At 43.4% G+C, this 13,337-nt stretch carries 8 protein-coding genes and 1 tRNA gene; 2 read left to right on the forward strand and 7 right to left on the reverse strand.

What is annotated here, in order from left to right:
• Positions 1-37: 37 nt before the first annotated feature.
• The 5 genes from ispG to ASD24_RS17225 all read right to left on the reverse strand — a co-directional run bounded on the left by ispG (position 38) and on the right by ASD24_RS17225 (position 5,907).
• A complete protein-coding gene (ispG, locus tag ASD24_RS17205) occupies positions 38-1,135 on the reverse strand; it encodes a flavodoxin-dependent (E)-4-hydroxy-3-methylbut-2-enyl-diphosphate synthase (protein WP_056698037.1) in 1,098 nt (365 codons plus the stop codon).
• A 122-nt stretch (positions 1,136-1,257) separates the two neighbouring features.
• Positions 1,258-2,511: an ATP-dependent protease ATP-binding subunit ClpX gene (gene clpX / locus ASD24_RS17210; RefSeq protein ID WP_056698040.1), complete on the reverse strand. Its 1,254-nt coding sequence runs from the start codon at positions 2,509-2,511 to the stop codon at positions 1,258-1,260.
• A gap of 12 nt (positions 2,512-2,523) precedes the next feature.
• Positions 2,524-3,114 (reverse strand): ATP-dependent Clp endopeptidase proteolytic subunit ClpP, encoded by a 591-nt coding sequence (gene clpP / locus ASD24_RS17215; protein ID WP_056698043.1) that lies wholly within the window; start codon positions 3,112-3,114, stop codon positions 2,524-2,526.
• 381 nt (positions 3,115-3,495) lie between these two features.
• On the reverse strand, positions 3,496-4,836 hold the full coding sequence (gene tig, locus ASD24_RS17220; protein WP_056698045.1) for a trigger factor: 1,341 nt from the start codon (positions 4,834-4,836) through the stop codon (positions 3,496-3,498).
• 138 nt (positions 4,837-4,974) lie between these two features.
• Entirely contained in the window at positions 4,975-5,907 is a 933-nt protein-coding gene (locus ASD24_RS17225) for a hypothetical protein (RefSeq protein ID WP_056698052.1), read from the reverse strand.
• 361 nt (positions 5,908-6,268) lie between these two features.
• Here ASD24_RS17225 and ASD24_RS17230 point away from each other — a divergent pair.
• Both ASD24_RS17230 and ASD24_RS17235 read left to right on the forward strand, forming a co-directional pair.
• Positions 6,269-6,342: transfer RNA gene (locus tag ASD24_RS17230), tRNA-Arg, on the forward strand.
• A gap of 292 nt (positions 6,343-6,634) precedes the next feature.
• The gene (locus ASD24_RS17235; RefSeq protein ID WP_082560441.1) at positions 6,635-7,864 is read left to right on the forward strand and encodes a CynX/NimT family MFS transporter; all 1,230 of its coding nucleotides are present in this window, start codon (positions 6,635-6,637) and stop codon (positions 7,862-7,864) included.
• A gap of 186 nt (positions 7,865-8,050) precedes the next feature.
• Here ASD24_RS17235 and ASD24_RS17240 read toward each other — a convergent pair whose 3' ends face one another.
• Both ASD24_RS17240 and ASD24_RS17245 read right to left on the reverse strand, forming a co-directional pair.
• Positions 8,051-12,088 (reverse strand): S8 family serine peptidase, encoded by a 4,038-nt coding sequence (locus tag ASD24_RS17240; protein ID WP_056698049.1) that lies wholly within the window; start codon positions 12,086-12,088, stop codon positions 8,051-8,053.
• A gap of 401 nt (positions 12,089-12,489) precedes the next feature.
• A partial coding sequence (locus ASD24_RS17245) for a class I SAM-dependent methyltransferase (protein ID WP_327205245.1) occupies positions 12,490-13,337 on the reverse strand: 848 nt, incomplete at its 5' end.

Raw genomic sequence — 13,337 nt, forward strand, 5'->3', positions numbered from 1 at the left:
CGAGAAACGATTCTGGAAACAACCTTTGTATAAATAATTAGTGCGAGCGACCAGGAATGACGCCTGTAGCTTCATAGGATTCCACAATTTTATCGATTTCTTTTTTCAATTCTTCGACCATCGTTTCTTCCGGCACTTTACGAATCATCTTACCATGTCGGAACAATAGACCTTCGCCTCTAGCACCTGCAATGCCGATATCGGCTTCCTTCGCTTCACCTGGGCCGTTAACCGCACAACCGAGCACGGATACCTTGATTGGCACCTTAAGCTTGGAGATGTACTCTTCGACTTCGTTGGCAATGGAGAACAAATCGATATCCAAACGACCGCATGTTGGGCAGGAAATCAATGTCGCTGCATTCGAAATCAGCCCAAAAGTTTTGAGCAAATCACGTGCTACTTTAATTTCTTCTACCGGGTCTGCACTCAGAGAAATTCTCATGGTCGAACCAATTCCCATGGATAACAGAGCGCCCATACCTGCGGAACTTTTGATTGTACCCGAGAACAATGTACCTGCCTCAGTAATCCCCAGATGCAACGGATATTTAATAATCTGAGCTGCTTTGGAGTACGCTTCAATTGCCATAGGCACATCCGATGCTTTGAGAGAAACGATAATATCATGGAAATCCAGCTCTTCCAAAATACCAATGTGATACAATGCACTTTCTACCATAGCATCAGCCGTAGGATAGCCATACTTATCTAGCAAATGGTTCTCTAATGATCCCGCATTTACCCCAATTCGAATAGGAATCCCACGTGCTTTACAAGCCTTTACAACCTCTTCGACTTTCGCACGTTTACCGATATTCCCCGGATTAATCCGTACTTTATCAATACCGTTCTCAATCGCCAGAAGTGCGAGCTTATAGTTAAAATGAATATCTGCAACTAGCGGAATGTTAATGCGTTTCTTGATCTCTTTGATCGCCGCAGCAGCTTCTTCATTATTTACTGTTACACGAACCACCTGACAGCCTGCTTCCTCAAGTCGCAGAATCTCTGCCACGGTTGCCTCAACGTCTGCCGTTTTCGTTGTACACATACTCTGGATTATGACATCATTATTGCCACCAATCGTTAAGTTCCCCACTTTTACGGGACGTGTATCTTGTCTTAAATACATGAGTGATTTCTCTCCCCACAACGTCAAATCTCCACCCTGACAGAGACATCAAATTCGTCTTCTGCCAAAGTGGAGGACTGACAAGTCTATATTTCAGAGCTTAATGGAATATGTCACCCAAATCAGGCGCTTTCTTCCTGCTTATCGTCCTTAGATTGGCCGAGTTCAGGCACAACTCTTTTCTCAACGACTTCTTCCGTGATTACACAGTTTGTAACATCTTCACGTGAAGGAACTTCATACATGATTTCAAGCATGATGCCCTCAATGATGGCACGCAATCCACGTGCGCCTGTGTTACGTTTAATTGCTTCTTTTGCAATGGCGAGCAATGCCCCTGGTTCAAACACCAAGTTAACATTGTCCAGCTCAAGCAATTTTTGATATTGCTTCGTAAGTGCATTTCTTGGTTCCGAAAGAATCCGTACCAACGTATCTTCATCCAGCGGCTCCAACGTGGAGATTACTGGCAGACGACCTACGAACTCTGGAATCAGACCGAATTTCAGCAAATCTTCCGGCAATACCATGCCGAGATATTCGCCTGGTTTCAGATCCTTTTGCTCTGCGACTGTATTGAAACCAATGACTTTTTTACCAATACGGCGTTTGATCATTTGTTCCAATCCATCAAATGCACCACCACAGATAAATAGAATATTCGTTGTATCAATCTGAATGAATTCTTGATGTGGATGCTTACGCCCACCTTGTGGTGGTACTGAAGCAACCGTTCCTTCCAAAATTTTCAGCAATGCTTGCTGAACACCTTCACCCGAAACATCCCGTGTGATAGAAGGATTCTCGGATTTACGAGCAACTTTATCAATCTCATCGATATAAATAATGCCGCGCTCTGCTTTTTCAACATCATAGTCAGCAGCTTGGATCAGCTTGAGAAGGATATTCTCAACATCTTCACCAACATAACCTGCTTCCGTCAAGGAAGTTGCGTCTGCAATCGCAAATGGAACATTGAGGATTTTGGCCATCGTTTGCGCAAGTAATGTTTTACCGGAACCCGTTGGTCCTAACAGCAAAATGTTACTCTTCGACAACTCAACATCTTCAATTTTGCTTTGGGTGTTGATCCGTTTGTAGTGATTATACACCGCAACAGACAACGACTTCTTCGCTTGTTCCTGTCCAATAACATATTGATCCAGAATTCCACGAATTTCTTTCGGTTTCGGAATATCTTTCAGGTCGATTTCTTCATCATGACCCAATTCTTCCTCAACGATCTCGGTGCACAATTCGATACATTCATCACAAATGTAGACGCCTGGTCCAGCGACCAGTTTACGCACCTGTTCCTGAGATTTACCGCAAAAAGAGCATTTCAGTTGCCCTTTCTCATCGTTAAATTTAAACATGAAACCACCCCTTTAGGAATTGATCGGTCTACTGAGCACCTGGTCAATAATGCCGTACGTCTTGGCCTCTTCAGCACTCATGAAAAAGTCACGGTCTGTATCCCGCTCAATTTTCTCAAGGGACTGACCTGTACGATCGACGTATATTTGATTCAGTTTCTGACGTGTTTTAATAATCCATTCTGCGTGTATCTTAATATCCGCAGCCTGTCCTTGAATGCCGCCGAGCGGCTGATGAATCATTACTTCACTGTTCGTCAGCGCATATCTCTTGCCAGGTGCGCCGGCTGTCAGCAATAACGAACCCATACTTGCTGCCATTCCTACGCAGATGGTAGATACATCCGGCTTGATATATTGCATCGTATCGTATATACCCATCCCTGCAGTAACAGAACCACCAGGTGAGTTAATGTACAAGCTGATGTCCTTTTCAGGATCGTCCGCTGCCAAAAACAAAAGCTGAGCTATGACAAGATTGGCTACATCGTCATCAATCGCACTGGTTAGAAAAATAATGCGATCCTTCAGCAAACGGGAATATATATCGTAAGACCGCTCGCCTCGATTGGTTTGTTCTACAACCATTGGCACCAGACTCATGAGACCAACCTCTTTTCTACATGTAATTAGACATAGGTTATTTGTAAAGCAAACCCAAATTCATTCTATCACGTTCCTGTGCCAATGTCATTTCTCACAGGTCGTGTACAGCATAGGTTTGTTTACTTTATAACCTGATCATATTTAACCATGTTTTCTATGTATGTGCAAATCGAAGCAATCCTATGCCGTTTAACCATTTTTTATTTGCATTAAGCACATAGGTAAGTATGCCATAAAAGCATTATGAATATGATAACTATCCATTTTATTATTCATTTCCCCATAAAATGGATGTCATAATTTAAAAATAAGGCACGCAATGACTCACGTGCCTTATCATTTATTCAACTGTTAACTGTTCATCAATAACAGCTTGTCTTATTTTTCGGCAGATTCTGCAGCAGCTTCTTCAGCTGGAGCTTCAACTGGCTCAACCACTGTGCTGTTCTCAACGAGAACATCAATCGTTTTGCGCAGTTTCACTTCATCACGAAGGCTGTCGAGGGAACCATTACCTTCGAGAATACCACGAATCTCTTCAACTGGACGTTTGTAAGATTCAGCCATTTTCTCGAGTTCTTGATTCACTTCTTCGTCAGATACTTCGATGTTTTCCGCTTTACCTACAGCTTCGAGAACCAGGTTGTTGCGAACACGTTTAGAAGCATCTTCTTGCATTTGTGCTCTCAGATCAGCTTGAGTCTGACCGGAGAAGCTCAAGAACATTTCAAGGTTCATACCTTGGTTGCGAAGACGGTTGTCGAAATCGCGCATCATGTTCTGTACTTCGCTATCAACCATTGCAGAAGGGATGTCCACTTCAGCGTTTTCAGCCACTTTTTCTACAACTGCGTTTTCTTGTGCACCTTTGAACTCATCCGCTTTGCGGGATTCCAATTGTGTTTTAAGATCAGCTTTGTATTCTTCAAGTGTATCGAATTCGCTCACATCTTTAGCAAACTCATCATCCAATTCTGGAAGCTGTTTGCGTTTGATTTCGTGTACTTTCACTTTAAATACCGCTTGTTTGCCAGCCAGTTCAGCTGCATGGTAGCTCTCTGGGAAAGTTACTTCCACGTCTTTGAAGTCGCCTGTGGACAGACCCACAACTTGCTCTTCAAATCCTGGGATGAATGTGTTGGAACCCAGTTCCAAGGAATAACCCTCTGCTTGTCCACCTTCGAAAGGTACACCATCAACAGAACCGTCGAAGTCGATTACTGCAACATCGCCGTTTTGAGCCGCACCTTCGTCAACTACAGTAAGTTCTGCATGACGTTGTTGGAGACGCTCAAGCTCTTCTGTTACTTCTTGCTCTGTAACTTCACCTTTAGCTACAGCAACTTCAATACCTTTGTAGTCGCCCAGTTTAACTTCTGGTTTAACTGTTACTTTCGCTTTGAACTTGAATGCTTGTCCTTTAGCGAATTGCTCGATATCTACATCAGGACGATCAACTGGGAAGATATCCGTTTGATCGATAGCTTCTGTGTATGCTTCAGGAAGCAAGATGTCAATCGCTTCTTGATACAAGCTTTCCACACCAAAACGTGCTTCAAAGATTGGACGTGGTACTTTACCTTTACGGAATCCAGGTACATTCGCTTGTTTAACTACTTTATTAAAAGCTTTGTCGAGTGCTTCAGTTACACGATCTGCACCCACTTCAACTTCAAGAACCCCAAGGTTCTTCTCTATCTTTTCCCAAGTTGCTTTCATTGTATACTTTCCCCTCCAAAATTCACATGTTCACGTAGGCAATCACGTACAAAATAACCATTTTAGTATAAACAAGATTACATTCTTTTTCAAGGGGAATCCCTTGATGCCATTTAAGGAAAACGTTTCCCGCCCTTTTTAGCCGTCCAAACCGGCAGAAACAAACTGTTTCATCGAACGATATGCTTGCTCCAAACGGAACCGCATAGATCCCGTCACGGCATACATAGAGCGCGTATCTTCTTCATTATGTGTGCCGCTTAAACTATCCGCAACAGTCATATGTAACGCTGCAGCCCAAATGTCCGTCATGGAATCATTTCCCTCCAGCATGGATGCATAATCACGAGTACCATACACCGCCATGACAAATTGTATCCACAATTCCTGGGCAAAGTAAAATAACGTAGGCTCATGAACCTCTGTCTGATCCGCTACCCTTTCCAAAATACGAACAATCTGAAGCGGAAACTCTTCTGGTCGCAGAGGTACTGTGTCAATCTCCACTTCAACCTGTTCCTCATTTCTGGTAAATATGACTTCACCATGAGCACCGCGACGCCGCAAAGTCTGCAAGACACGGAATTGTAGCAATGGATGAAGCGACTTATCTTTTAACCAACTCGTTAGTTGTTCATCAATCTCCGGGAGATCAAGATAGGCGAGTTGTTCCAGCGCTAACATAGTATGTTCAGAAAGAGGTTCCTCCATAACTGTCCGAAGCAGCTTATCTGCATAACCATCATCCTGCTCCAGCTTGGACTTAGCATGCTGACGTGCCATATCCTCTTCGCTAATCTCCTCTTCTTCCTGCACCTCTCCAATGACTGGGGATTCTTCCCCATAATGAGGGAAAGCAGCCTGAAGCCATTCAAGTAAAGCTCGCCATTCATCATAGTGCCGTTCTTCCTGTCCCTGACATTGCAACAAAAAACGGAGCAATGAGATGGCTTCACTATACCGTTCATTTTCCAGCATCACCGTCAATTGAATCTGGTAATAGTCCAACGTTTTGGGAAACAGCACGATATTATTGCTGTGCTCGGTTTCCGGGGTCGTGGATTCCTTAATAAGAGCACCTCCTCTATATTCTGATTTTTCATATGGAAACGATGATAAATAGATGTATCCACATTTTGCATCACTCGATTGTCCTATTATGGAGTTCACGGGATCAAAATCCAGACGAGCTGAATCACCTTGAACTACACCGTGCTCATCGAAAAAACGCTTAGCATGTGTTGCAAAAGGCTCGTATATTAAGCAAAAAGCGATCTATTTTCTGAGTTCTCCTGATATTCTAACATAACCTGAATTATAATGAAAAAAACACATTAGACGCCAAATTTCATTTACAAAAATAATACGTTAATAAAAAGTTTGATATTCATCATTATTTATGATAAAATCATTTTTGCTTGAAAAATTTCATGTCTCAGTAGCTCAGCAGGATAGAGCAACGGCCTTCTAAGCCGTCGGTCGGGGGTTCGAATCCCTCCTGGGACGTATTAAGAAAAACTTCCTTTGGGAAGTTTTTTTTGCGTTCAGGGGATGAGAACCCCTATGGTTCGTCGGAGCATTCACTTCGGAAGGACCACTTCGCAGTCTCGACTGCAAGGAGAGTATCCCTCCTGGGACGTATTAAGAAAAACTTCCTTTGGGAAGTTTTTTTGCGTTCAGGGGATTCCCTTCCAATTGGATTGTTCTGACTTGACACAAAGTGTTATGCTTGGCGAATGGATATGTAACAATCCATACATATTAATTATCATTCTTTAGAAAAATAGGAGATCTAATTATGTCAGCTTCAACACAACAACACTCGTCAACACCTGACGAAACTAAACATTCCACCGCATCCAAAAGATACGGCTTATTGCTAGCAGGCATTATCGTTATAGCCGCAACGATGCGTTCCCCTATCACAGCAACAGGTCCCGTTGTAGAAATGATCCGGGCAGATACAGGGATCGGACATACGTTGGCAGGCCTCCTAACCTCACTTCCCTTGCTAGCTTTTGCAGCAGTATCTCCGTTTGCACCTCGCCTAGCTAAACGATTAGGAATAGAATCGGCACTGTTGATGGCTGTGCTCATTGTAACGATAGGTGTGCTTTTACGTCTGTTACCCTCGGTTGTTGCTCTGTATATTGGAACTGGTATTTTGGGGTGTGGCATCGCGTTAAGCAATGTATTGTTACCGAGTTTAATCAAACGTGACTTTCCACTCCGGGTAGGGATCGTGACCGGGTTGTACTCCGTGTCCATGAATATATTTGGCGCAATCTCTTCAGGTGTCAGTGTACCCATCGCCGGAGCAACCTCTATGGGCTGGCGTGCTTCGTTAGGCATATGGGCAGTGTTATCAATTATTGCACTCCTTCTGCGGCTACCTCAAGTTGCCGTGGGACGTCAACGCAGGCTCTTCGTTGCTTCTTCGAGCGAAGGCACACCTGTGCGTCTCCGAACTTCTTCCCTAGCTTGGTTTATCACCTTGTTTATGGGACTACAATCTTTAATATTTTATACAACAATTACTTGGCTTCCAGAGATTCTCACCGAGCAGGGTTTCAGTGCTACATCAGCAGGCTGGATGCTTTCGCTTATGCAGATGGTTAGCGTACCAGTAACCTTTATTGTTCCAATCCTTGCCGGCAGAACTCAAGATCAACGTATACTGACAACAGTAACGTGTTCGTCGTTAATTGTTGGTTACACCTTATTGTTAAGTGGAGTCTCTTCCCTAGTGACTATAGGTGTCACACTGGCAGGAATTGGCGCAGGTGCTTCGTTTGGATTGGTGACCATGTTCTTCGTCCTTCGCACAAAGGATGCAAGACAAGCGGCCAATCTATCTGGTATGGCTCAATCCTTCGGATATATGCTAGCGGCAGTTGGCCCATTACTGCTAGGTATGCTTCATGACTGGACGAAAGGGTGGACTTTCCCTTTATTAGTTCAAGTGATCCTTGCCGTTGGTCTGTTAATCGTAGGCATTCAAGCTAGCAAAAATCGAATGATCGGTTAGTTTCCCCATGAAACGAATCATAGGCTAGAGTCAATGAACAACTAAACCACAAGGCCCCTTTGTCTTCTCTGTTCAGTAGAATGATAAATAAAACGGCCCCCATCCTATAAATATGGGATGGGGGCCGTTAAAGTACATACACATTCCTTCATTAATACATTCTCAAGCAATAAACTTCACTTTACTTTACTTTACTTTAACCGTAATTGTATCCGTGCTGGTCACTCCAGCCGCGTTGATCAGCTCTGCTCGATACGTATATGTGCCTGACGCCTTACCAGACAATACACTTACAGCGCTTTGAGCCTGAGGCGTTGCCGCTTTGAGCTCTTGCGTATCGATCAACTCATCATTTTCATAAAGGCGGTATTCAGTGGCATTGGTTCCCCACCACAAGTTCATCGTTACTTTATAGTTGCCATCTCCATCCCAGTTATCTTGGGAAAGAACTGCTTTTCCTGGCGATGCATTTGCAACCCGCACAGTCAGCGTCTGACTCCGAGTTGTTCCCTTGTCATTTGTGAGCTCAGCTACATACGTATATGTGCCATTGGATTTACCCGTAATTTTCGTCTGAGCAAACTGTGCCAAAGGAGCATTGTACGTCAGCTTTTGCGTGTCAATTAAAACTCCATCTTCATATAACTTGTAACTAGTTGCGTTCTCGCCCCACCACAAGTTCATGCTAACTGTGTACGTACCTTCCAGTAGACCGTTGCCACCACCGTTATTGTGAGACAATACAGGTGTTCCAGGTGCTCCTTTTGCAGGAGTTTCCGGCTCAGTCTCTGTTGATTGAATTGTCAGCGTAGTCGTCGCTGTACCAGAAAGCCCTTGTTGGTCTTTAACCGTCAATTCAACGGTATATTCACCTGCAGCATTATCCTCCAACGAAAGATTGAAGCTACCATCAGCCTGTATTTCAAATGCATCCTCTTTAACAATCGAACCATCTTCCTTTTTCACCACGTACGTAGCTTCTAAGGAAGCCGCTGGATCAAAATTAATGTCCCAGCCATTCGCAAGAGCAGGTGCAACTCGGAAATACAAGTCTTCTATACTACCGTTAATGACAACAGATTCGTCTTGCTTAAATTCCAACGCTTCTGGTGCCGTTACAATTGGAGCTGTTTTCTTCACCAAAAATGGAGGTGTATCTTCTTTATAAGTCTTACCATCAGCACCGAGTGCAGTGATATCAACCGTATACAGACCATCCGGAATCTCAGTCACTTCGTCGGTAATATAATCTGAATAATTACCACTCCATGCTAGATTATATCTAGCATTTGCATTGAAGTTGAAATAGTTACCAAAGATAGATCCGATGTATCCATCTTCATAATATCCACCCTCTGGATCAAGACCATCATAGATTTCAATCAGCGCAAACGTCATTGGATTGTAAAATTCCATGGCTACATTAAGTGTGTCTAATGTTCCATCAGCCTTCAGTGGATAATGGAATGGATTTTTCACATCACCTGCTACTGTTTCAATGTATTTAACCCCACTCAACGTAACGTTGAAATGAGCTACATAAGGCACCGTAAAAGTATTCGTTCCATTCGATAGTTCAATATATCCTTGCGCTTCAGTTACAGCAGTAACCCCTTGAGGAACTGTAATTGTAACTGCCAGCTCTTCCTCACCATTCAGCGTGAATGAAGTCTTGTCTACAGCTACGGATACACCTGGAACCGTACGAGTTGGATTAACATTTACTGTGTAATCACCGCCACTACCGTTCAGTGCTTCAACTTTAATCGTTTTGGTAACTGTCTTTTCATCTGTTCTCAAAAAGTTACCGTAATTAATGCTACCGGTAATATTCTCTTTTTCGACAAGCGAGCCACTCTCTGTATACTGTGTTACATCCTGCACTTTAACCAGTGCAACGGGATCAATCGTATTTACAGCCTGAATACGACCTGCACCTTGATCAAACACATCAAATTGATTGGTATCGAGCACTTTACCATTGTTCATAAGTGCTACTTTGATATCAAATGGTGTCCAATCTGGATGTTTCTCAATCAGCAGTGCAATAAGACCTGCTACATGCGGTGTAGCCATACTTGTACCTGTTTTACGATCATACGCTTGTGTGTAGTCTGCATCAGGCTCGTCTTTGCCGTAAGCAGGAATTGTAGACAGGATACTTGTCCCCGGAGCAACGATATCCGGTTTGATATCCAGAGTTACCTTCGCTGGACCACGGGAACTGGATGAATTTATTTCATCGCCTGGTGTTTGATCACGTTCGAAATCACTAAAGCTCACTTCAACGGGTTGTCCCGCATCTAGTGCTGCCTTAATAACTTCTCCATCTTCCTTCGTCATACTCAGCGTCGGAATAAGCTCAAAATTATCACCCAGACTTACGCCGATTGGACCCGGAATATTGTTATATACAATAACAGCTACGGCTCCTGCAGCTTTAGCATTAGCGATCTTCTCAACAAATGCAAGCTCACCACGTTGGATCAATGCCACTTTTCCTGTAAAATCTTTACCTTCAAACTCAGCCGGTTTACCAAGTCCTGCGAATTCCAACTTGTATTCATCAGTCAATACTGATTCAGGATCTGCTGACAGACTCCAGCCCATCAGATCTAAACGATAGACTGATTCTGTAACAGCCAGTGGAGCGATCTCCGTTTCAGTTGGAGCAATAACGGACTCCTCTTCTACTGGAGCAGCAGCTTCAGTAGAAGCTTCTTCTGTTGCAGAAGGTGAAACTGGTTGATCATTATTTTCTGTAACAACGTCTACCTCGTTCGAAGCCTCAACATCAGCAGTTACTTCTGCTTCACTTCCAGCTGGCTCTGAATTAGTAGAAACCGTTTCGTCAGAAGTTATTGAATCCTCACTTGCTACACCTTCTTCAGGAGCAGTCACGACCACTTCGTCCTCAGGGGTAGTTGTCTGAGTGTCTTGTTCTTGTACGACAGGAACTTCTGTTCCAGGCGCTGTTCCTAGTTCTGGAGACTGCTCTAACTCAGGTTGTTGTTCTGGTAACGTTTCTTCGCCAATTGCGAAATGAGTATTAGCTGTAATTAGCTGGCTAGGTCCGGTAGAGTTACCAACCGTAATAGCCATAGCTGACGCACCCGGGGAACCGAGTGTATATCGGTTAGGTCCACTGTTACCACTTGCTACTACCGCTGTAACACCAGACAGCATCGCATTGTTAAGAGCTACTGATGTAACATAACTTGGATCATTCGCTGAATTTCCCAAAGAGAGATTAATGACATCCATGCCATCTTCAACTGAACGATCTATTCCCCCAAGTACCCAAGAAGTTTGACCACTACCGTAAGGTCCGAGAACACGATAAGCATACACATCAGCTTCAGGAGCAACGCCAACAATACCGTAATCTCCTGCTTCACGAGCTGCAATTGTACCCGCTACATGTGTACCATGAGAGGTATAATAGGCACTTCCATTAGCATTAAACTCAGGTTGACCCGAAACTTTCCATTCTTGATAGGTCGCTTCATAAGGATCATTATCATTGTCTACAAAATCCCATCCACCCTTGTAAGCTTCTTGCAGGTTAGGGTGTTCGTAATCAATACCTGTATCAATCACGCCAACTTTGATGCCATTCCCCTTGTAACCGAGATCCCACACTTCAGGGGCACCGATAAAAGGAGCTGTGTCTTTCATATACGGATTGATTTCATCCGTTTCCGGGCTCAGTGTAACTTCCAGATCCGGATAAATACTGACTACACCAGGTATGCGAAGCAATTGTCCCAATTGGTTTCCCTTTACTTCAATGGCTACACCATTCAGGGCATATGCGTAATTTCCCAATACTTCATGTTTGATTTTCTTCTGAGTGAGGCTATGTACAAATGACTGTTGTTGCTGCTCGACTTGAGTCACAGCCTTTGTTTCCATAGAGGAGGTAAAAGATTTTCCTTCGAGGGTTGATTCACCTTGCGCTACAGCGACGGGTTTATCAGAAAGCTCCACGATGACTCGTGTATTCTCTCCGCCCAGACCTTCCAAGCTTTCATCCAAGAATGGATCCGCTGCAAGCCTAGCCTCTCGGTCTGTAAGAATATCTCTCCACTGTTTCGCTTCGGCCTTGCTTGGCATATTCTCAAGCAGAACAACTGAATCTGCGGGAGCGGCTCCAGCCGCTGGTAGAATAATAGAAAAAATCATAAGAGCACTTAATAACATGGATATCAATCGTTTACTCAAGGCTATGCCCCTCCTTTATAATGTGAATACCTCACCAAATGATGGGTTCCTGCGCTTGCAAGCACTGCAATACCTGCGACAATTTCACCTTCCAATCTGCAAGAGGATTGACCCTTGGTAAATTATTCTATCAAAATACCGCATTTTCCTTCTAAATAATAACAAAAATGATATAGAAATTACTTATATGGTTCTTATGTACCTAAAAAATATTAAAATTGCATTTTTTGTCGATTCTATCCCCTGCCTGTGGAACCAACAAACAAAAAGGATCAAAAACCTCTAACAAAAGAGGCATTTGATCCCTAGTCATCGTTAACAACCCTACATATAATGTTTTACTGCTAAAATTATCATTTCTTCACTTTAATTCGCATAACAACTTAATTATCTTTGTTTTTTTAACTAATAGGTTTCACTGCTTCCACGCGTAAACGTTTATAATCAGCATAAATTGCGTCTTGTTTCCAGAGCTTTGGCACAACAAGCTTACTTGTCTCAATGCAGATCTCATCTATCTGTTCTGAATGCAGCCCTTCAAAATAATCTCCGCCAAATTGGGATAACCAGCCCTCGATTCCCTGTTCTCCATCTGACAGCTTAGTTGGTCGGTCATAATGATAGGCCTGTCGCACCATAAATCCTTGTTTCTCCAAAAGCGAGCTATACGCTCCGATCGTTGGAAAATACCACGGATTTCTAGCCGATGCATTCATACCTGTGCTGCGCTCTAACACCTGTTCCAGTGCATGAATAATAGTGTCAACATTCCCTTTCCCGCCAAACTCAGCCACGAAACGCCCTCCCGGCTTCAATGCATTCCATACACTGCTGACCACAAGTTGGGGATCACGCATCCAATGTAGAGCGGCGTTAGAGAAGATGGCATCAAAAAGCCTGTTTGTCTCAAAATGATGACCGTCTCCTTCCCTAAATTCAAGATGGGGATACTTGTCGCGCGCACGCTGAATCATGTCTGAGGATGCATCTATACCAACGGTTTCAACCTCGTACAAAGATATCTCATGTGTCAGATCTCCTGTTCCGCAGCCCAAATCTAATATATAGTCACCCTTCTTAGGCTGTAACAACGAAATAAGATTTTTGCCGTACCCCGAAACAAAAGCCAGTTTATTGTCGTATTCATCTGCCCTCCATTGATTCAATGATTGCATCTGTACCACCTTCGCTTTCATCGTTGATACACTTAATTGTGGCACAAAACATCTTATTAATAAAATATATAAAT

Origin of the sequence: Paenibacillus sp. Root52, from assembly GCF_001426865.1 — a bacterium.
Lineage (GTDB): Bacteria > Bacillota > Bacilli > Paenibacillales > Paenibacillaceae > Paenibacillus.